Genomic DNA, 20328 nt, shown 5'->3' on the forward strand with positions numbered 1-20328 from the left:
GTTATCCCTGCTGACGCGGGGAGCAATGCGGTACGCCCCTGGAATCGGGACCAACCCCATGCGGATGGGGAGCGACGTGGGTGCCATCGGGCCCAGGCGGGGCTACGCCAACCCGGTACGCAAGTTTAGACGGCCAGCTGATGCAAAACCATGAGGCTCACGCGTTCCCCGCCGGACCGGGCTTGCTCTCCGCCCATCGCACCATGGGCCGTCCGGCCACCGCAGAAATTGTACTGGCCAGCGCCGTTGCGACCCCCCATCTCACTGCATCGTCGTCAGGGTCCCCGAAGGGCAGCCACTGGCCCAGTAAGAGAGCTAGCCAAAAGGTACCGACGACTCCGACGATCACGATGACCCACCGCATCCACACGAACACTGACGTTTTCAACTCCCCTTGAATCGTTGCTCGCTTAGGCCGATACTGTGGAGGCAGTCATCGAGCAGTGTCAAACATCCATGGTCGCAGGCCTGTTGGTGGTGCTAGCGAACCGCACATACGTGAGTGAGGTCGGGCGGCACGACCGCAACGAGCTGCCCTGTTTGCACCTTGTCAAGGTTGGAGATGATGCGTGACCGAACCGCCGATGAGCACCGAAGCCCTGTCCTTTGACCTGACGAGCCGACCATGGATCGGAGTACTCAGGCTGGACGGTACGGAGGCGGAGTTGTCGCTGCGTCAGGTATTTGCCCAGGCCGGCGAGGTGCGGCGGGTTGTGGGGGATCTGCCCACACAGGAGTTCGCCCTGGTGCGGCTGCTCCTGGCCATCGCCCACGACATGCTGGACGGTCCTAAGGACATCGACCGGTGGGGCGAGCTGTGGGCGGATTCCGACTGCTTCGCCGGTGTCGGCGCGTATTTGGATGCCCACCGTGAGCGGTTCGATCTGCTGCACTCCGTCACGCCGTTCTTCCAGACGGCGGGGCTGCGAACGGCGAAGGACGAGGTGTTCTCTCTGGCCCGGATCGTGGCCGATGTGCCCAACGGGGAGCCTTTCTTCACTGCTCGTATGCCCACTGTGGAGCGGCTCAGCTTCGCCGAGGCGGCCCGCTGGGTCGTGCATGCCCACGCCTATGACACCTCCGGGATCAAGTCCGGTGCGGTCGGTGATGACCGGGTAAAGGGCGGCAAGGTGTATCCACTGGGCACCGGCTGGGCCGGGGCCCTGGGCGGAGTGATCGCCGAGGGTGACACGCTGCGGGAGACGCTGCTGCTGAATTTGGTGGCCGCCGACACCGACGCCCTGGAGTGGACTTCGAGTGACCGGCCGGCCTGGCGGCGTGAGCCGAGTCCTCCTGGCGGCCGCGAGCGCACCCCCACGGGGGTGCGGGATTTGTACACGTGGCAGACGCGTCGGCTGCGACTCCACCACGACGGGGAGGGCGTCACCGGTGTCGTCCTGGGCTACGGTGACCCGCTCGCCTCCCGGAACATGCACCGGCGCGAGCCGATGACCGCGTGGCGGCGCAGCCTAACGCAGGAGAAGAAGCTGCGTCAGTCGCCGGTCTATCTACCCCGGGAGCATGACCCGGCACGGTCCGCCTGGCGGGGGGTCGCCTCGCTCATCGCTGACCGTGCCGAGGGCATGGCGGGCGGGGAGGCTGCCCCGTATCTGCGGCCCGGTGTGCTGGAGTGGGTGGCCCGCCTGGTCACCGAGGGTGAGCTGCCGCGGGGCTTTCTCATCAGGGCGCGGGTCGTCGGCGCCCGGTATGGCACGCAGCAGTCGGTGATCGATGAGGTCGTCGACGACCATGTCGCGATGCCGGTGGTGCTGCTGCACCGGCAGGACCGCGTCTGTGCCCGGCAGGCGATCGGGGCGGCTGAGGATGCCGACCTTGCCGTGCGGGCACTGGGTGATCTTGCCACTGACCTGGCTCGTGCGGCCGGCGCAGAGGGGGACGGGCGGCGGTCGGCAGCCCGTGACCTGGGTTTCGCCGAGCTGGAGAACCCCTACCGGACATGGCTGGCCGCCCTTGCGGATGCCGGCGACCCGTTCGAGGAACGCCGTGCCTGGCAGCAGCGGGTGCACCGGATCGTCAGCCGGATCGGTGACCGCCTCGTCTCGCAGGCCGGTGATGCTGCGTGGCAGGGGCGGACCGTTGCCGGCAAGAAGGGCGCGCAGTGGCTGAATGCCGGCCTGGCCGAGCGGTGGTTCCGTGTGCGGCTGTCCAAAGCGCTCGGTGATCCCCACGGTATGGGTGGGCAACCCGGCGACGGCTCTGCCGGCGGAACCGGCCCGCTCCCTTCGGACAGGCCGGATGCGTCGGCCGGCCGGGACCTGGCGGCCGGCCCCGTCCCGGCAGATTCCTCTGTGACCGACTCGGAGGTGCCCGCATGACCACTGTCTCCGCCCCGCCGACTGTCCGCTCGAGAGTCGGCGATCTTGCTACGGCGCAGATCACCGGGTGGCAGGAGGGGTACCTCAAGGACCGTCCCCGCGATGTTGCCGTACTCGCCCGGCTGCGCCGCGGTGCCGGCCGCGAGCCTGGGGCGCTTCCGGACCTGTGGACGCTGGTCGACACCGGTTCCCTGCACGCCCGCCTCGATGAAGTCCGGCCGCTGGCGGAGGCGGAGTTGGTGCGTGCGGAGAATGCGCTGCACACCGCCCTCACCCTGTGGGCACTGCATCAGCAATCCCGCGGTGTCCGCATGCACCGTCCGCACTCCCCGCAGCGGCCGGCAGGGCTGGGTGCGGCCGTGCGGCGTCTGATGCCGGCGAGCGACATCGATGAACCGGTACGGAAACGGCTGGTGCGCGCCGGCACCGCGCCTGACCTGACGAGCCTGTCCCAGCGGCTGCGCGACCTGATCGTGTTGCTGCGCCGCCAGGACGTTCCGCTCGACTACGGGCTGCTCGCCGGGCAGCTCTACGCGTGGCAGGCGCCCGGCGGAGGCGACCTGGTCCGCCGGGAGTGGGGCCGCTCCTTCCACTCCTGGCAGCCGCCGGCCGCGCAGCCCGGCAACAGCAGAGACAGTGCCGATGATCGTGCCCGCACTCCCGACAGTGACAAGGACGCCTCGTGACCCGCATCTTCCTGGACGTGCACGCTCTGCAGACCGTCCCGCCCAGCAATATCAACCGCGACGACACAGGCGCACCGAAAACGGCCCTGTACGGGGGTGTACCGCGGGCCCGGGTCTCCAGCCAGGCATGGAAGCGGGCGACGCGCACCTACTTCGGCGACGAACATCTCCTGGAGCCCAGCGAGCTGGGTGTGCGGACCAAGAAGGTCGTGAAGGTCCTCGCCGAACGGATCACCGCCCTTGAGCCGTCTCTTGGCGAGGAGGCGGCGCTCGCGGTTGCCGACGAGATGGTGAAGGCGGCCGGGCTGAAGACCGAGGTGCCCAAACGCAAGGCCGACGCGGCGAAGGAATCAGGTGGTGTGGCGGCGCCGGAGGCGAAGTACCTGGTCTTCCTCAGTGCCCGTCAGCTCGACGGCCTGGCACGCCTCGCCGTTGAGGGCGCCGCCGACATGGCGGCGTTCTTGAAGGAGAAGAAGAACAAGGAGCAGGTCAAGGAGATCGCGGACAGCCGGCATTCCGTCGATATTGCTCTGTTCGGCCGGATGGTCGCTGACGCCGCCGACTACAACGTAGACGCGGCGGTGCAGGTCGCGCACGCCATCAGCGTGCACCGGGTGGAGATCGAGTCGGACTACTACACCGCTGTCGATGACCAGAACACCGACGAGGAGACCGGCTCCAGCATGATCGGCACCGTCGACTTCAACTCGGCCACCCTGTACCGGTACGCCGCCCTGGGCGTGCATCAGCTTGCCGGCAATCTGGGCCAGGGCCTGCGTGAGGACGAGCCGCGCACCGAGCCGGTGCGCCGCGCCGTTGAGGCGTTCGTGCACAGCTTCGTCGCCTCGTTGCCCACCGGGAAGATCAACACGTTCGGGCACCACACCCTGCCCGACGCCGTCGTCGTCAAGCTGCGCACCACCCGGCCGATCAGCTTCATCGCCGCCTTCGAGGACCCCATCCGAGGAGACCAGGGCGGCCACGTCCGCGAAGCCTGCGACCGGCTCGCCGCCTACATTCCCGACATCGAACGCGCCTACGGCGACGCGGACTCCACCCTCACCTGGGTACTGCGGGTCGGCCCCAACACCCTCAAGCTCGCAGGCGTCGGCACCGAAGTCGGCGCCCTGGGCGACCTCGTTACCGCCGTCGGCCAGGCGGTCACCGAACGGCTGGACAAGCCGGCATGAGCAGTGTGCTCGTCCTGCGCCTGGCCGGACCCATGCAGTCCTGGGGTGCCTCGTCCCGCTTCACCCGCCGCACCACCGAGTCCGCACCCACCAAGAGCGGTGTCATCGGACTTCTTGCCGGCGCCGCCGGCATCCAGCGCGGCGACGACGCGCGCCTGGTGCCGCTGGCCGCCCTGCGGTTCGGTGTCCGGATCGACCAGCCCGGCACACGGATACGGGACTTCCAGACCGCCCACCATGGCGTCACCGGCAAGTCGATGCCGCTGTCGGAGCGGTTCTACCTCGCGGACGCCGTCTTCGTCGCCGCGCTCGAGGGCGACCACGAGCTGCTCGCCGGCCTGGACGCCGCAGTGCGGACACCGGTGTATCCGCCGTTTCTGGGCCGGCGTTCCTGTCCGCCGGCCGCACCCCTCGAGCTGGGCCTCCACCAGAACGCCCGGCTGGAAACCGTGCTGGAGAACGTGCCCTGGCAGGCATCCGCCTGGTATCGCAGAAGGCTGCGCGACCAGCGCCCGGAAGGGCTGAGCGTGCTGCGTGAGGCGGCAGCCGACGAGCGCAGTGCCGCCGACTCCCTGCGCGACCAGCCGCTCAGCTTCGCCGCCGCGCACCGCCGCCACGCCCTGCGCACCGTCGTCACCACCACGGTGCCCGTCCCTCAGCCGCGGGCTGCGGCGGCGAGTGCGGTGCGGCACGATCCCTTCGATGCTCTGGAGGATGAGAGCAGCTGATGTTCCTCTCCCGCTTCCGCGTCAACACCGCGCGGCCCGGTGCCCGCCGCCTGTTGTCGTCGCCGCAGGCCATGCACGCGGCGGTCATGTCTTCGTTCCCCGGCTTGTTGCCCAGCGACACACCGAGCCCGGACGGACCGCGGGTACTGTGGCGCTTGGACCACCAGGCACGTGCCGAGGTGCTGCTCTACGTCGTCAGCCCCGACCGCCCTGACCTGACCCACCTGGTCGAGCAGGCCGGCTGGCCGGCCGTGGCCAGCCCGCAGGCGCCCGGCTGGCAGACCAAGCCCTACGGTCCCCTCCTGGACAGGTTGGCCGCAGGCGACCGCTGGGCTTTCAGACTGACCGCCAACCCCGTGCACACGATCCGCCGCAACGACAGCGAACCCCGCAAGATCACCGCTCACCTCACGCCGGTCCACCAGATGGGGTGGCTGCTGCAACGCCAGGACACCTGCGGCTTCCGCATCCTGGAAAAGCCCGAGGACCAGCGTCTGCTGCCGAGCGGTACCACTCATCAGGGCAAACACGAGCATCACGGCGACCGCTACGAACTGTCCGTCGGCCAACAGCACAACCTCGCCTTCGACAAGTCCCGCAGCGAAGGCAGCAACCGGCGGGGCAAGCCGGTCACCCTGGTCACCGTGACCTTCGACGGCCGGCTCGAAGTCACCGACCCCGACGCCCTGCGCCGTACCCTCAGCCACGGCATCGGCCGCGCGAAGGCCTACGGCTGCGGCCTCATCACCCTCGCACCCCTCGCCCCTACCCCGCAGCAGGCGCCGTGAGCACGGTCTCCCAGCGCACAGCTCTGACCCCACGGCAGCTCACCCGCACCTCCGAGCGCATCAGCTTCATCTACCTGGAACGGTGCACCGTCCACCGGGACGCCAACGCCATCACGGCACAGGACGCGGAGGGCACCACCCACATCCCCTCCGCGACCATCGGCACCCTCCTTCTCGGCCCCGGTACACGCGTCACCCACCAGGCAATGAGCGTCCTGGCAGAGACCGGTGCGGTCGTGTGCTGGGTCGGTGAACACGGCGTGCGCTTCTACGCCGCAGGCCGCGCGCTCAGCCGCTCCTCCGCGCTCATGGAAGCGCAGGCCCGGCAATGGGCCAACACGCGCAGCCGGCTCGCCGTGGCCCGGGCGATGTACCGGATGCGATTTCCCGACGAGGACCCTGCCGGCCTGAACCGTCACGAACTCCTGGGCCGAGAAGGACGCCGCGTCAAAGCCTGCTACCGGGCACAAGCCGCCCGTACCGGCATCCCGTGGCACGGCCGCCAGTACGTTCCCGGCGACTTCACCAGTGGCGACCCGGTCAACCAGGCCATCACCGCAGCCGCCCAGTGCATGTACGGAATAGCCCACGCCGTCGTCGCCTCATTGGGGTGCAGTCCGGCACTCGGCTTCGTGCACTCGGCCACGAACTCTCCTTCGTGCTCGACATAGCCGACCTCTACAAGACCGAGATCGGCATCCCGCTGGCATTCGACATTGCGGCTCAGGACGAGGAAGACGTCGGCGCCCGGACACGCCGCGCCCTGCGGGACCGCATCAATGACACCGGCCTGCTCCACCGCTGCGTCGACGACATCAAGCGTCTGCTCCTGCGAGAAGGAGACGACTCCTTCGACTCTGGCAGTGATCAGGACGTGGTAACGCTCCAGAGCGACGGCGGCCGCGAAGTTCCTTCCGGCCTCAACCACGATGCCGACAGGCACGGCTATGAGCGGGTGAGCTGGTGACCGTCATCGTCCTCACCAACTGCCCTCCGGGACTGCGGGGCTTCCTGACACGCTGGCTGCTGGAAATATCGGCAGGCGTATTCATCGGCAACCCGTCAGCGCGGATCCGCGACGCCCTCTGGGACGAAGTCCGTCAATATGCCAACCAGGGACGCGCCCTGCTGGCCCACACCACCAACAACGAACAGGGCTTCACCTTCCGCACTCACGATCACGCATGGCGTCCCATCGACCATGAAGGCGTCACCCTGATCCACCGTCCCGTCCCGAAACCATCCACGGACACCAGCCTCACCGCACCCGCCCCCTCCGGATGGAGCAAGGCTGCGAAACGCCGACGCTTCGGAAGAGACCGATGAGCAACAAAGGCAATTTGGGAGCAATGCCGGTTTCAACGAAAGTACTCCAAAACCTGCACGGCCTGACGTAAAACCCCTGGTGGCGCAGTCTGCTCCCCGCACCCGCGGGGATGGTCCCGGTCCATGCGAGGATCTGAGAGCCCTTCGGCCCTGCTCCCCGCACCCGCGGGGATGGTCCCGACGAACCGATGGACTGCTGCTCCCCGCACCCCTGCTCCCCGCATCCCGCACCCCGCACCCCGCACCCCGCACCCCGCACCCCGCACCCCGCACCCGCGGGGATGGTCCCCGGGAAGGCGTGCGCGAACCGGCCGAAGCCCTCTGCTCCCCGCACCCGCGGGGATGGTCCCCACCCCAAAGCAACCTCCCTGGGCGGCCTGGTCTGCTCCCCGCACCCACGGGGATGGTCCCTCCACATGCGGCTGCTCTCCGCTGAGGGCCCCCTGCTCCCCGCACCCGCGGGGATGGTCCCCATGGCCACACCCCCACGGTCCCCCGCACCCACTGCTCCCCGCACCCGCGGGGATGGTCCCGCGCTGCCGCGGCCGGCGACGCCGAAGATTTCCTGCTCCCCGCACCCGCGGGGATGGTCCCGCCGGGCTGGCGGTCTCCCTTGCCGTTCCTGTCTGCTCCCCGCACCCGCGGGGATGGTCCCTGCGTCCGAACAGATCACCGACTTCCGCCCACCTGCTCCCCGCACCCGCGGGGATGGTCCCGGGGTGCCGGGATCCAACGCCATGATCTTCCTCTGCTCCCCGCACCCGCGGGGATGGTCCCGGCCAGGTGCAGGCTCGATATCTGTCCGCCGCCTGCTCCCCGCACCCGCGGGGATGGTCCCGACGTGAACCGCCAGGGCCTGGGCGGGATGATCTGCTCCCCGCACCCGCGGGGATGGTCCCGCCGGATCTTCCGGCGCACCGGGTACCCCAGCCTGCTCCCCGCACCCGCGGGGATGGTCCCGACGGTAGCCGCGGGCACTGACACGGTGCCAGCTGCTCCCCGCACCCGCGGGGATGGTCCCGAGAACGAGCGTGTTGCCGCACGAGACACCGACTGCTCCCCGCACCCGCGGGGATGGTCCCCCGCCATCAGCCCAGGACAGGGTTCCGTCCGGCTGCTCCCCGCACCCGCGGGGATGGTCCCGAGTGCCTCGGCCAGGAACTCGGCGCGCTCAACTGCTCCCCGCACCCGCGGGGATGGTCCTGCGGATGGGTGGCCGCCGACCGGCGCACCGCGCTGCTCCCCGCACCCGCGGGGATGGTCCCAGCCAGCACAGCGCGCACAAGTCCGAGGTGCTCTGCTCCCCGCACCCGCGGGGATGGTCCCTGCCCATCCGCCGCGCGAGCCGGACGTGATTCCTGCTCCCCGCACCCGCGGGGATGGTCCCTACACCGGCCCGCGCACGGTCCAGATGAAGCTCTGCTCCCCGCACCCGCGAGGATGGTCCCACCTCCCGGTCCGCTCCGGTGGGGGGAATGTGCTGCTCCCCGCACCCGCGGGGATGGTCCCCGGGCGATGCGCGAGCTGTCTCGCCGGGCGTTCCTGCTTCCCGCACCCGCGGGGATGGTCCCTCCGCCGACAGCTCCACCACCGAGGGCAGCTTCTGCTCCGCGCACCTCCGGGGATGGTCCCGCGCCGTTGACGTCAAGGGTGATGGTGTCGGGCTGCTCGCGGGCATCTGCAGCCGCCGCTGGGCCACTGGAGCCCGCTGACGTCAGCACCCTCGACAAGGACAGGGACATCCCATGCCGACGGGGCTACTGGTATTGCCGGAACCGGTCGTCGTGGAGAACCGGGGCGACGCCCTCTCCGCCGGGAGCAGCGAGCGGCACACCAAGATTTCCGAAGAGCACCGCAGGCTCAATACCATCCTGAACAAGGTCGCCCAGTACCGAACACTGCCGCCGGAGGAAGGGCAGTGGGATGGCGGACGGATCAAGGACGCCTTCGACGACTTTTCCGCCCGCTACGCGTTCGCTTTCTGGCGGCTCGCCGACCAGGGCGTCACAGTCCTCGGGCGCCCCGCGGGAACTCGGCGAGGACAGCCCCCCCCCCCCCCCCCCGGAGCCGGCCTGGGGCACAGCCGGCGGACCCCGATGTCCGGGTCATCCGCCTCGCCAACCAGGTGCCCGCACAGCGTTCGGTGGAGGACGGCGAGACGAGCCGGGTCTACCACCACCGATGGACGGTCCGGATGCACAAGGTCCGACAGTGGTACCCCAGCGCACAGGAGCACCGCCTGATCTGGCGCGGCCCCTACATCAAGGGCCCCACCGACGCGCCCCTCATGGTGGGCGAGAAGGCGTACTCGGTGGACTGATGTGCCTCGGCCGTGCAGAGGGTGAAATGGCCGCTGCCTCCTGCCAGACCGTCCGGCAGACAGGCCGAGACCACGGCCGGTGTCGGGGCAAGCAAGCCCGGCCGCGTACCTTCTTCGTGTACGGCCATGTAGTCGACGGCGCCGGCCGCGTATCCGCGGGCGGAGTGTTCGGATCCCGTTGCCCGCTTCTGTTCCGCAATGCGGTCGGCTTCCAGCTGGTTGAGCCGCGTCTCCAGGTCGGCGATGCGCTGTGTCCGGTCCAGCAGCGCATCGCCCAGGACGTCATCGCGGACGCTGGATCGCCGGGAGACATGGTCGGCGTCGGCCAGCTGCTGCTCCAGGATTCGTCGTGGGCCTCAAGGACGGCGTGGTGGAAGGCGAGCGCGAGTTCTAGGGTGAGTTCGGCGTACGTTACGCCCGCCGTGCGGATGTCGGCGCGCAGCACCTGGGCGCGGTCGTCGGCGTCGGTGCGAAGGCGAAACTCCTCCAGCGGGACGAGCGGACCCGCATCTATACCATCGACCAGGCACTGCTGGAGTTGGCCGGGCCGAGGCGTCGCTCCACCGCCGGCGAGGTGCTGCTGCACCGAGGCGTAGGTGGCCTGGCCGCCGAGATCGACGATCCGGCGGATCACCTCGCGTGCCCGGGGCACCCACCCACACGGCGTGCTGACCAGCAACCCTGATCTGGACGGCGTACGGCACACTCGCCAACTGAAGCTCTCAGTCACACCGGACCGAGGTGGTCCGGGCTCACTCGCGTATCCGCGGGGGGTGGATGTTCATGCACGCCATGCCGTGCTCAACGACAGCGCCGCGCGGCGGTCACCCCGCGCTCGTGGCCGTGCCGGGAGAAGGCCGGCCTTCCTGCGCGGCGAGGGACGCGGCGACGAAGGCCCGCACGAGCGCGGCCACCTCGGACGCCGTGACGTCCTTCGTCCAGTTGCTGACCGCGTGCCAGCCGCTGCACTCCAGCTGGAACCGGTGCACACCGTGCGTGTGCTCCACCTCGCGGGCGTACGGCTGCCTGCGGCAGTGCCCGTGCCGCTCGGTCTGCTCCAGCGCGCGGACCACGTCCAGGTGGAACCGGCGCGGCAGGGTCCGTTGCTCGAGGCAGCCGCGGCACTCCAGGAGGTGCAGCGCGCCGCCTTCGAGCTGGAGGAAGTAGTGCGGCGTGGCCTTGCCCTCGCGGGTGTTGCAGCTACCGCATAGCGGCCCTTCTCCGAACTACCGGTTCGGCACGAGGGTGCGCGTTGGGTCAGGAGCGTTTCGGCTCCCGGTTGAGTTCGTGGTAGGCGCGGAAGTCGAAGAAGCGCACGCCGTCGATCACTGCTCCGGACTGGATTTCCGGCACGGTCCAGGGGTGGGCGGAGGAGTCGTCGATCGCCACGCCTCCATGCTCGAGTAGCAGCGCGACCAGCTGGTGAACCTCTGCGGTGCCGTCAATCTGCACCGCCCAGGTGGGATGAAATCCGACGGCCCCGTCGAGGACCGTCACGTCGTCGGGCTCCCAGTCAGAGAAGAGGCAGCCGTTCTGCTCATCGTCGATGTCGATGTAGAGGTTGCCGTCCAGGCTCCAGGGATGGCGCTGCTGGTTCAGGTGTCGATCAAGTGCGGCGATGGTCTCAGCTCGCTCACCTGCGGGGAACACGAACACTGTGCGCATGGATTGGAGCCTAGGGATGCGGATCCGGGCTCCTCAACGGCCGGCGCCGGCTTCAGGGCGCCCTTGCGGCGGGTCAGGCCGACGCCGACGAGGACGACGACCATGCCGGCCGCGACCCGGAGGCCGACGCTCTCACCCAGGAAGACCGCGCCGAGCGCCACGGAGACCACGGGCAGCAGGTAGCCGACCACGGCGGCCTGGGTGGCTCCCTCGGCCGCGATGATCCGGTAGGTGAGGTGGAAGGTGACGCCGGTGCTGAAGACCCCGAGGACCAGGACCGCGACCAGGGCCGTCGTGCTGAGGTGGATCGCGTCCAGGCCGCCGACCGGCACGGCCATGGCGGTCAGCCCGGTCGCCGCGACCAGCTGGGCGGCGGAGAGGGAGAGGGTCGGGATGCCCCGGCCGACCAGGTTGCGGCCCATGTAGACGAAGGCGACGGCGTAGCTGGCCGCGGCGCCGAGGATCGCGAGGGCGCCCCAGCCGAGCGAGCCCGACCGCTCCCAGGGCGCGAAGATGACCACGACCCCGCCGAAGCCGAGCAGCAGCCCGGCCAGCCGGACCGGGCGCAGACCGCGCTCGGTGCCCAGGGCGAGCCCGAGGGCGAGGGAGAAGAACGGGGTCGTCGCGTTCAGTACGCCAGCCAGGCCCGAGTCGACGGTCTGCTGGCCGATGCTGAAAAGGGCGAACGGCAGGGCGTTGCAGAAGAAGGCGGCGACGGCGATGTGCCGCCAGACCGTGCGGCCGGTCGGCAGGCGCCGCCCGGTGGCGTACAGCGCGCCGGTGAGCACGACTGCACCCAGCACACAGCGGGCGAGTGTGACCTGGAGCGGGGACAACCCCCGTAGCGCCAGTTCGATCCACAAGAAGGTCGATCCCCACAGCAGCGCGAGCACGGCCACTCGCGCCGCACCTCTCAGACTCTGCGTGCTGCCACTGTTCACGATGGTGTCTCCGTATCTGTGTCTAGTCCGTGGCTGGCTTGGTCCGGCATTCCTGTTATGAAGGTGCCCCAGCCAAGCTTTGAGGACAAGCAAATGGTTCTACACCTTTTGTTAAGCTGCACTGCATGCTTGATGTGAGGCGCCTCCAGGTCCTGCGCGCAGTGGTCACCAGCGGCACGGTGACGGCTGCCGCAGCCCATCTCGGTTACACCCCTTCCGCCGTCAGCCAGCAGGTGGCGGCTCTGGAGAAACAGGCGGGTACGGCGCTCCTGGAGCGGGTCGGCCGGGGGGTCAGGCCCACCGCTGCGGGTCTGCTGCTCACCGAGCACGCGGGTCTGATCAGCGCGGCCGTCTCCCAGGCGGAGACGGCCCTGGCCGATCTGCGGGCCGGGCGGACCGGCCGCCTCTCGGTCCGCTACTTCGCCACGGCGGGGTCCACGCTGGTCGCGCCCGCGCTGGCCCGGCTCCGGCTCGAACACCCCGGCGTACGGATCGACCTCGAACTCGCCGACGCCGAGGACCCGTTCCACGAGGTGGTCAAGGGGCGGGCCGACCTGGCCGTGGTCGTACAGGCCCGGGACAGGACCGGCGACGGCTCCATCCGTCTCGTCCATCTCCTGGACGACCCGTATGCCGCCGTACTGCCCGCCGACCACCCGCTCGCCGAGCGGCAGGTGATCAACCTGAACGAGCTCGCCGGCGAACAGTGGGTGGGCAGCGAGCCGCCAGGACCCTGTCTCGAACCGGTGCTCGACTCCTGTGCGGCGGCGGGCTTCAGTCCCGACTTCGTAATCCAGACCGAGGACTACGCGACCGCGCAGGGCTTCGTGGCGGCCGGCCTCGGCATCGGTCTGATGCCTCGGTTGGGGCTGCGTACCCCGCACCCAGGCGTGGTCGTGCGCGAGGTCCGCAATCCCGAGCCGGTGCGCGTCATCTCCGCCGCGGCCCGCCGCACCGCACCGGAGCAGCCCGCGCTGCGCGGCCTGGTGGACGCACTGCGGGAGGCGGCCGGCACAGTCGGCACAGGTGCCGCGGCCAGCACAATCGATGGCCCGTGACTATGAAACCCTGCCCACCCGCTCCGAAGCCGTGATCCATATCGCCATGACCGACCTCATGGACCGCCGTCTTACCGGTGAGAACACCATTTCCTGGCGCACCCGAAGGAAGCCACCATGCACCTATATCGGGATGAAACAACGGGCGAAAACGACCTCTCAATCACACAGAGGTCCATAGCTATAGGGGAGCGAGGTCTGATCCTGCATGACACGGGAACCGAGGCTCTCTGATGACCCAAGGCCTCGGCGCCAACCTCGCCAAGCTCGTCGGCATGTCTCCGACCGTCTTCTCCCGCACCCGACGCCAGGTCGTGGAAGCCGGATGGCTCGAGGAATCCGAGCGCCTCGCACACATCAGCTACTACCGGCTGAGCGCGAAAAGCACGGGCGAGGACGTCGTCGTCCCCTGCGCCGCGCGACCTGAACTGCTCGGAGAACCAAAACTCATGTACGTGAGGTCAATGAGCACCGATCCTGAGATCGGTGCTCATTGACCTCACGTACATGAGCCCTGCCCTAGCGCCGCCGTCCAGTGCTGCTGCCACAGAGGCCGCCGCCTCCTGTGCCGGGCCAGCAAGAAGTGCGGCCCAAGAGGGCGATCCGATCATTCCGCAGTCGACTGCGCTGCGGTCCACGGCCTGAGCCGACGGTATTTTCGCCGCCGCTGGCCGGCGGAGAATGGAAACCTCGGTCGGGGCAAGCTGGCCAAGGGCAGGTAGTACGTCTCCCTTCAGACGGCCGTCGGTGCACACACTCGGCTGCTCCAATGTCGTGAGCAGCCCGACGACGAGACCGCGGACCGGACCGCACCGGCCGCGCTCCCGCCCCGGTCAGCAGCCGCTGGCCCGCGCCGCAACAGGGTCCTGGACGACCTCAAGCGGGCGGAGCGCAGCGCAGATCCTCCAGCTCCAGGAGGCCGGTGCGACAGAGGAAGACCTGCATCCGATCGTGGAGGCCATCAACGAGTCGTATTTCACGGAGTGAGGCACCCGCGCCGACGGCCTCCGAGCGGATTTCGCGCACGCGCGGTCGATAGATTTTGAGTCCTGACACCCAGAATTCAGAGCCTGCTATAAACCTTATTCGTTGAGCCGAAGCACGATAGTTGCCACAGAGGCAGGCTTGTTGTCAGTGGCCGGGGTTGGTGGGCGTTGTGGCCGGTTGAGCAGTGACGCGGGCTGAGGCGGCAGGGCACTGTCGGTGGCTGGTGGCAGGATCACCGGCATGGTTTTCGTACGTACTACTCCGCCGCGGCCCGTCCAGGTGACCGAGATCTTCCCCGAGTTGGCCCCGTTGGCGCGACCTGCCATCCGGTTGCATCCACGTCCGGGGTCGCCTTCGGTCAGGGACAGCTCGGTCGGCGGGCCATTGCTGTGGCCGGCAGGGGAGCCATGGCCGCACTGCGAGGACGTGCATCTGCACGTGGACACTGGATTCCGTGAGTCACTGACCGAAGTGCGGCTCCAGAGACGCTTGCAGTCCCGGTGGCGCCCTGATGACCGGCCTCCCGCTTACACGCTCGAAGAGGAAGCGCTCAAGGAACGCGCTGCCGCACGACTCGCTGAACGGCTCGACGCCAGCCGTCCTTGGCCCGCTGAATGCCCGGTCCCGCTGTTGCCCGTGGCTCAGCTGTTCCTGCGTGTCATACCCCTGTTGCGGCCGCCCGGGCAGGCCGATCTGCTTCAGGTTCTCTGGTGCCCGTACGAACACGAACCGGACTACAAGCCGTCGACCGCACTGTTCTGGCGGTCGGCCGCGGAGGTCGGCGACATCCTCGCCACACCACCGGAACCGTACGAGGCGGACTATCCGGGTTACGTGCCAGAGCCGTGCGTGCTGGCGCCAGAAGCGATCACCGAGTACCCCAATAGCCTGGATCTGAGCCCGGAGCTGCAGCGGATGCTGGAGGACTGGAACAGGTGGCAGGCAGCCGGTGCCGACGTGGACAGCTCCTACGCGCAGTATCCGCGCGACTTCTATTCTATTCACCTGGGCAACGCACCCGGCTGGAAGGTCGGTGGCTGGCCCCCTTGGGGCCGCACCGACCCGAACTCCAGGTACTGCGCTGTGTGCGAGGTGCGGATGGTCCCGCTGCTGACGATTGCTTCCCGAGAGTGGAACGGCGGTGAAGGTCGCAGCTGGGCGCCGCAGGAAGAGCAGGCTACCGCCCTCGCTGGCGCTCGCCGCCCGGGCCGGTACCCCTCGCAGCCGACGAGGGTAGAAGTAGGCAGCACGGACAACATGCAGATCTACGTCTGTCCGGCCTCCCCCGAACATCCACACACAGACCTGATCCAGTGAACTGTCGGCCTGTCACACACCATCCTGTAGACGGAGCTCCTGGGGACTGATCGCCCCTGACCGGTTCGTCACAAGATCGTCCCACGCCTCACGGACACATTCGTTCAACCTGGGGCAGTCCAACCGTGAGGGCTTGGAGGAAGTACAAGGCCCGGCGCACCGAAGACGCCATCGTTGGGGCGTTCACCGGCTCTCCGGCGGCTCCGCGCACGCTGCTACTGGGCCGGTACGACACCGACGGGCGCCTGCGCTACGTCGTGCGCAGCACGACGCTCCCGCAGGCCTCGGGCAGGGCGGTCGCCGGCTTCCTCACCCCGGCCGGAGACTGATGGGCAGCGGCCCGTCGTGATCGAACCATGCAGCCCGGGCGGGTCAGCCGCGGGTGCAGCCGATCCCACGCTCGCGCGGTCGCCTTCCCATAGAGGCGGGTGTCCGTGGCCGTCACGGCCTGCTCGGCGCCCCAGGTTGCGGAGGCGCCGAAGACGAACTCGCCGCCGTGCTTGGGCGGCCGGCCTCCCTTTGGGTTGGCCAGGCTGAACTCCTTGCGGGAGGGTGCCGGACGCCGCACCACCCGGTCGAAACGGAGTCGGCCGAGGATCTCGACGGGCAGGTCACCCAGCAGATGGGCGATGCGCTGGGCGTCGTATCCGGCGTCCAGCACGACCAGGACCTCCGGACTGCACCGTGACCCTCCAGCCGTGGTTGTGTGCTTGATGTCAGTCGTTGGGTCGCTTCAGTCGCTTCGGTCGCTGTGGGGCTTACAGAGGCAGCGACTGAAGCTCAGCTACCCAGCGTCTCTCCGGTCGCTGCTCTTGGTCCGAGTGAACATGCAGGTCAGGCCAGTGGTGGGGGGGCGGCAGCGACTGAAGCGACTCAGATGTGGGGTATATGAGTCCGTTCTTGTGTGTGCGTGTGTGTCATATATAGGAAGCTTCAGTCGCTTCAGTCGCTGTTTTGGGTGTGTGATGGCTTGTCACCTGCTGTTTTCTTAGATCGTTCAGGCAGCGACCGAATGGGTCTCAGTCGCTGGCCGTTGCGTTGAGTCGCTGCTTAGCCCAGCCGGTCGCGTCATCGACACGGCATCTGTGTTCGTTTGCCTGTGCTGCAAGACCTCTCGGGCCACGTTCGCTACGCTGTGTCCGTCGTTGAGTCGCTTCGGTCGCTGATAGGGGGTGTGAATGCCTACTGAGCTGCGCTTTTCTGACAGCGACTCATGGCAGAGCGCCCCTGAGCCTTCAGTCGCTGCCTCCTTGGCCACCGCCAGCTGGTGCGCACGCCGCGGCTGGCCCGTGCACCCCCTTGCTGCAGGCCGCAAGACGCCGGCCGCCAACTGCACCCGATGCAGAACGACGCCCCACCGGCCCGCCGAGTGCCCGTGTCTGTCGGCAGGCCGCTGGTGCCACGGCTTCTACGCCGCCACTCTCGACCAGCGCCGCATCTCGGCGTGGTGGGGCGCCCACCCGGAGTTCGGGGTTGGAATTGCCTGCGGCCCGGCCGGCCTGGTCGTCATCGACATCGACGCCCACTCCACACAGCCGCCCACCCGGGACCGGATCCTGCCCGGCATCCCGATCGGTGACCACGTTGATCTGACCGGCCTGGCCAACGGATTCCACACCCTTGCCGTCCTGGCCGCCCTGCGCGGCCAGAGCAGCCCTGCCGAAGACGACACCACGCTGAGGGTCCGTACCCCTTCGGGCGGCCTGCACGTCTGGTACCGAGCGGAGGACAACCGTCGCTGGCGCTGCTCGGCCGGCTCCAGTCAAGGAACCGCGCTGGCCTGGCAGGTCGATGTCCGCGCGCACGGCGGCTACATCATCGCCCCAGGCACTACCACCCGCAACGGCACCTACACCCCGCTCGACAGTGTCCGCGAGCCGGCAGCCCTGCCCATCTGGCTGGCCCAGGAACTCGAGCGCACCGGCCACCTTCCCGCCCCCAGCATCCCCGCCCCCCGGCCGGTCCCGCCCCGTGCCCTACAGGCCGTGCTGGCAGCAGGCGGCGGCCAACACAGCACTGAGCGCATGCTGGCATCCGTCCTGGCCCCCGTCGAGGCCTGCGGTCAGGTCAGTGAAGGCGCTGGCTTCTCCGACGCCCTCAACCGTGCCGCCTACACCCTCGGCGGACTCGTCGCCGCCGGGCGCCTCACCGAGCAAGAAGCCGAGCACGCCCTCACCGACGCCGCGACCGCGGCGCGCCCCGGACAGGAGCGCCGCGCAGCGCAGATCATCAACAGTGGTCTGACCGCCGGCCGCCGAAACCCCCTCCACCTGCGAAGGGGCCCGCGATGACCTCACCCGGCCACGAGACCGAGACCCTCTTCGAGTTCGACGCCGAAGCCGTCGCCGCCCAGATCCGCGCCCAGCCAGGACCCACCCCGTCCACCACCGTCGCCCTGCCCGCGCAGGCGGACGCCTCCCGCGCAGCCGCCGGCGAGGCAACTCCCGCCGGACTACTGCCCGACACCCTCACCGACCGCGGCAACGCCAAACTGTTCGTCAAGCTGTACGCCAACGACTACCGCCACGTGCCCGGCATCGGCTGGTACCGGTGGGACACCACCCGCTGGCAGATCGACGAGGACGACACCGTCCTATGGGCGGCCGGCGACCTCGCCGAAGCCATCGCCGCCCACGACCCCCGCGGACTGTTCACCACCCAGGCCCTGCAATCCCACCGCCGCCGCGCCCTGTCCACCACCGGCATCAACGCCATGCTCGCCCAGGCCAAGTCAGCCCCCGGCATGGTCCTTAACGCCGCCCTCCTGGACGCCGACCCCTACGCGCTATGCACCCCAGACGGCATCGTCGACCTGCGCACCGGACTGGTCAAAACCCCCGACCCGAACAAGGACTTTCACTCCCGCTCCACCACCGTCGGACCGCAGCCCTTGCCCACCCCGCGCTGGCAGCGCTTCCTGACTGACACCTTCGGCGCCGACCCCGAAGACCAACAGATGATCACCTACCTGCAGCTGCTGCTGGGCTACTCCGTCACCGGCGACGTCGGCGGCCAGGTCCTGCCCTTCCTCTTCGGCTCCGGCAAGAACGGCAAATCCGTCCTCCTCGATGTCCTGATGAAGCTCCTCGGTGACTACGCGGACGCCGCCCCGCCCGGCTTCCTCATGGCCCGCCCCTACGAAGGCCACCCCACCGATCTCGCCGAACTCCACGGCCGGCGTGTCATCGTCTGCTCCGAGGTCAAGCCCGGCGACAAGTTCGACGAGGGTCGCGTCAAGCTGCTCACCGGTGGCGACCGCATCAAAGCCCGCCGCATGCGCCAGGACTTCTTCGGTTTCAACCCCACTCACAAACTCTGGCTGCTGGGCAACCACCGCCCCGAAGTCGGCACCGGCGGCTTTGCGTTCTGGCGCCGCATGCGTCTAATCCCCTTCGAACGCGTCGTCCCCGACCACCGCAAAATTGACAACCTGGCCGACATCCTCGTGACCGAGGAAGGCCCCGGAATCCTTGCCTGGCTCGTAGACGGTGCCCGCCGCTACCTCGCCGGGGACCGCGACCTCACCGGCCCCGAACGCGTCCGCATCGCCACCAGTGCCTACGCCGAAACCGAAGACCACACCGGCCGCTTCTACGAAGAGTGCTGCACCCTCGGCCCCGACCTGCGCGCCGAACAGACCGCCCTCTACGCCGTGTACCGCACCTGGTGCCAGAATGAAGGCGCACCGGCCATGTCTTCACGGGCGTTCGCCGCCCGTACGCGGGAACTCGTGGGGCTGGCCTCGCCCAAGCAGATGATCCTGTCAAACCAGCGCAAGCACTACCCCGGCATCGGACTGCTCACCGACCAGGAGAGGGAACGCACATGAGCTCCCTAATCACCGAGGACGAGATCAGCCACGAAGCCGACATCCTGTGGCTGGAGCCCGTCGACGACCTCGACTACGTCCGCCAGAGTCTGGACAGGCTGCCCACCCGCAAGGGCAAGCCCGCCTACCACCGGGACGGCCGCATGGTCGGCTACGCCCTCCTGGGTCCCACCGCCAAACCCTCCCGAGCTTCTGGCACCTTCCGTCGTCGTGTCTTCTGGCTCCTGCCCCATGACCGCGACAGCCAGCCCGAAGGCCTCTACGCAAGAAGCGCGCCCGCCGAAGCCGTGGACCCCCGCACCCTGCAACCACGAGTCAAGGGCTATAAGACCGAACGCTCCGAAGGCGGCCCCCCGTCGACAGCGATGCAGGAACTCGGCATAACGCTGCCGCTGTGACTCACTGAGAACTGACCCCCAGTCGGCGGTAGTCGAGCCTCCGCCACTACGACGGAAGGCCGCCCAACGTGGGGGTGCATCTGGTGCTATTGGGGCGTGTTCCAGACGCGGGCGTTCAGGCTTACCGTCCCGCTGGTGACTGCGGTTACGCTGACGAGCGCGGGCCGTCCTTCCCCTGTGATCAAGCATGAGCTGCGGCCGACTGGGACGCTGGAGTCGCCCAGCCCTTGTGTCTTTGCCAGAAGGGCGCATTGCTCAGGGCTTGGGTTCTGCCCCTCAGGTACTACAGCCATGGTGTAGTACGTAAATGCGGCCTTGCCGTCCTCCGTCACGCTCAGTGAAAAATCCGCAGCCATGGTGCCCGTGGTTTGCTCGGGCGGCACGAGGTCGAGGTCGAAGCCAAAGCCGCTCGTCACAAGCAACGGACCGGACCAGTACTCGGATGGGGGCCTGGATGTTGAGGGAGACGCATCGGCGTTAGGGGTAGGTACGGAGCTGCCACGGGTGACCGTGGGTGTTGTTGTCACGGTCGTCGTGACGGTCGCGGTGCCTGCGGTGGGGGAGTTCACGCCAGCGGCCGGCAGGCCGATGAAGCCGACGAGGAAGGTGACGACACCGGTCACGGCGGTGATGAGGGCGGCAACCGCTGTCCAGTGCTCAGGTGACTTCTTGACACGCGGCGCACCCTGAGGTGGCGCAGGCGGCGGGCTGGGAAACGTCATGGAATCCCCCGATCAGCGATTAAGGCGCAAGTGTTCC

18 protein-coding genes, 4 pseudogenes and 1 CRISPR repeat array are annotated in these 20328 nt (G+C 68.7%); of the genes and pseudogenes, 16 read left to right on the forward strand and 6 right to left on the reverse strand.

Going from position 1 to position 20328, the window contains the following annotated elements:
* The first annotated feature begins 584 nt into the window (after positions 1-584).
* The 8 genes and pseudogenes from casA (at position 585) to ACFYO5_RS36040 (ending at position 9374) form a co-directional block, all read left to right on the forward strand.
* Positions 585-2336 carry a type I-E CRISPR-associated protein Cse1/CasA gene (gene casA, locus ACFYO5_RS36005; protein ID WP_388717688.1) on the forward strand — a complete coding sequence of 584 codons (1752 nt, stop codon included), beginning with the start codon at positions 585-587 and terminating at the stop codon, positions 2334-2336.
* A complete protein-coding gene (casB, locus tag ACFYO5_RS36010) occupies positions 2333-3022 on the forward strand; it encodes a type I-E CRISPR-associated protein Cse2/CasB (RefSeq protein ID WP_388717422.1) in 690 nt (229 codons plus the stop codon). Before casA ends, casB begins: the two co-directional genes overlap by 4 nt.
* Positions 3019-4212, forward strand: a complete 1194-nt coding sequence (gene cas7e, locus ACFYO5_RS36015) for a type I-E CRISPR-associated protein Cas7/Cse4/CasC (protein ID WP_388717426.1) — start codon at positions 3019-3021, stop codon at positions 4210-4212. The genes casB and cas7e overlap by 4 nt, the downstream gene beginning before the upstream one ends.
* Positions 4209-4940 (forward strand): type I-E CRISPR-associated protein Cas5/CasD, encoded by a 732-nt coding sequence (cas5e, locus tag ACFYO5_RS36020; protein ID WP_388717429.1) that lies wholly within the window; start codon positions 4209-4211, stop codon positions 4938-4940. Before cas7e ends, cas5e begins: the two co-directional genes overlap by 4 nt.
* Complete coding sequence (gene cas6e, locus ACFYO5_RS36025; RefSeq protein ID WP_388717432.1) at positions 4940-5728, forward strand: type I-E CRISPR-associated protein Cas6/Cse3/CasE; 789 nt, start codon at positions 4940-4942, stop codon at positions 5726-5728. The genes cas5e and cas6e overlap by 1 nt, the downstream gene beginning before the upstream one ends.
* Positions 5725-6695, forward strand: a pseudogene (gene cas1e, locus ACFYO5_RS36030) (type I-E CRISPR-associated endonuclease Cas1e). Before cas6e ends, cas1e begins: the two are co-directional and overlap by 4 nt.
* The gene (gene cas2e / locus ACFYO5_RS36035) at positions 6692-7054 is read left to right on the forward strand and encodes a type I-E CRISPR-associated endoribonuclease Cas2e (protein WP_388717435.1); all 363 of its coding nucleotides are present in this window, start codon (positions 6692-6694) and stop codon (positions 7052-7054) included. The pseudogene cas1e and the gene cas2e overlap by 4 nt, the downstream one beginning before the upstream one ends.
* Positions 7055-7314: 260 nt before the next feature.
* Positions 7315-8686: a CRISPR direct-repeat array (repeat unit 29 nt; unit sequence CTGCTCCCCGCACCCGCGGGGATGGTCCC).
* Positions 8687-9179: 493 nt separating this feature from the next.
* Complete coding sequence (locus ACFYO5_RS36040; protein WP_388717438.1) at positions 9180-9374, forward strand: hypothetical protein; 195 nt, start codon at positions 9180-9182, stop codon at positions 9372-9374.
* Positions 9375-9553: 179 nt separating this feature from the next.
* Here the strand turns inward: ACFYO5_RS36040 and ACFYO5_RS36045 are convergent.
* From ACFYO5_RS36045 to ACFYO5_RS36060, 4 genes and pseudogenes are all read right to left on the reverse strand, one after another.
* Positions 9554-9718: pseudogene (locus tag ACFYO5_RS36045) on the reverse strand (response regulator); the annotation flags it as partial.
* 480 nt (positions 9719-10198) lie between these two features.
* A complete protein-coding gene (locus ACFYO5_RS36050) occupies positions 10199-10447 on the reverse strand; it encodes a hypothetical protein (protein WP_388717441.1) in 249 nt (82 codons plus the stop codon).
* Positions 10448-10631: 184 nt separating this feature from the next.
* On the reverse strand, positions 10632-11039 hold the full coding sequence (locus ACFYO5_RS36055) for a hypothetical protein (protein ID WP_388717443.1): 408 nt from the start codon (positions 11037-11039) through the stop codon (positions 10632-10634).
* On the reverse strand, positions 10970-11938 hold the full coding sequence (locus ACFYO5_RS36060) for a DMT family transporter (protein ID WP_388717446.1): 969 nt from the start codon (positions 11936-11938) through the stop codon (positions 10970-10972). Before ACFYO5_RS36060 ends, ACFYO5_RS36055 begins: the two co-directional genes overlap by 70 nt.
* A 167-nt stretch (positions 11939-12105) precedes the next feature.
* Here ACFYO5_RS36060 and ACFYO5_RS36065 point away from each other — a divergent pair, with 167 nt between their 5' ends.
* The 5 genes and pseudogenes from ACFYO5_RS36065 (at position 12106) to ACFYO5_RS36085 (ending at position 15671) form a co-directional block, all read left to right on the forward strand.
* The gene (locus ACFYO5_RS36065; RefSeq protein ID WP_388717449.1) at positions 12106-13038 is read left to right on the forward strand and encodes a LysR family transcriptional regulator; all 933 of its coding nucleotides are present in this window, start codon (positions 12106-12108) and stop codon (positions 13036-13038) included.
* Positions 13028-13219 (forward strand): annotated as a pseudogene (locus ACFYO5_RS36070) (IS5/IS1182 family transposase); the annotation flags it as partial. The gene ACFYO5_RS36065 and the pseudogene ACFYO5_RS36070, both read left to right, overlap by 11 nt.
* Before the next feature lie 52 nt (positions 13220-13271).
* Positions 13272-13535, forward strand: coding sequence for a hypothetical protein (locus tag ACFYO5_RS36075; protein WP_388717452.1), 264 nt, complete (start codon positions 13272-13274; stop codon positions 13533-13535).
* Between the two features lie 730 nt (positions 13536-14265).
* The gene (locus ACFYO5_RS36080) at positions 14266-15342 is read left to right on the forward strand and encodes a hypothetical protein (RefSeq protein ID WP_388717455.1); all 1077 of its coding nucleotides are present in this window, start codon (positions 14266-14268) and stop codon (positions 15340-15342) included.
* A 125-nt stretch (positions 15343-15467) separates the two neighbouring features.
* A complete protein-coding gene (locus tag ACFYO5_RS36085; protein ID WP_388717458.1) occupies positions 15468-15671 on the forward strand; it encodes a hypothetical protein in 204 nt (67 codons plus the stop codon).
* Here ACFYO5_RS36085 and ACFYO5_RS36090 read toward each other — a convergent pair.
* Positions 15670-16018, reverse strand: a pseudogene (locus ACFYO5_RS36090) (transposase); the annotation flags it as partial. The gene ACFYO5_RS36085 and the pseudogene ACFYO5_RS36090 overlap by 2 nt on opposite strands.
* Positions 16019-16520: 502 nt before the next feature.
* On the opposite strand from ACFYO5_RS36090, the gene ACFYO5_RS36095 reads away from it, so the two are divergent.
* The 3 genes from ACFYO5_RS36095 to ACFYO5_RS36105 are packed head-to-tail and all read left to right on the forward strand — an operon-like array spanning position 16521 to position 19569.
* Entirely contained in the window at positions 16521-17633 is a 1113-nt protein-coding gene (locus ACFYO5_RS36095; protein ID WP_388717461.1) for a bifunctional DNA primase/polymerase, read from the forward strand.
* Positions 17630-19171 carry a phage/plasmid primase, P4 family gene (locus tag ACFYO5_RS36100; RefSeq protein ID WP_388717464.1) on the forward strand — a complete coding sequence of 514 codons (1542 nt, stop codon included), beginning with the start codon at positions 17630-17632 and terminating at the stop codon, positions 19169-19171. Before ACFYO5_RS36095 ends, ACFYO5_RS36100 begins: the two co-directional genes overlap by 4 nt.
* The gene (locus ACFYO5_RS36105) at positions 19168-19569 is read left to right on the forward strand and encodes a DUF6009 family protein (protein ID WP_388717467.1); all 402 of its coding nucleotides are present in this window, start codon (positions 19168-19170) and stop codon (positions 19567-19569) included. The genes ACFYO5_RS36100 and ACFYO5_RS36105 overlap by 4 nt, the downstream gene beginning before the upstream one ends.
* Positions 19570-19655: 86 nt before the next feature.
* Here ACFYO5_RS36105 and ACFYO5_RS36110 read toward each other — a convergent pair whose 3' ends face one another.
* Positions 19656-20291: a hypothetical protein gene (locus ACFYO5_RS36110; protein WP_388717470.1), complete on the reverse strand. Its 636-nt coding sequence runs from the start codon at positions 20289-20291 to the stop codon at positions 19656-19658.
* Positions 20292-20328 lie beyond the last annotated feature (37 nt).

It is taken from the genome of Streptomyces sp. NPDC006259, assembly GCF_042870975.1.
Lineage (GTDB): Bacteria > Actinomycetota > Actinomycetes > Streptomycetales > Streptomycetaceae > Streptomyces.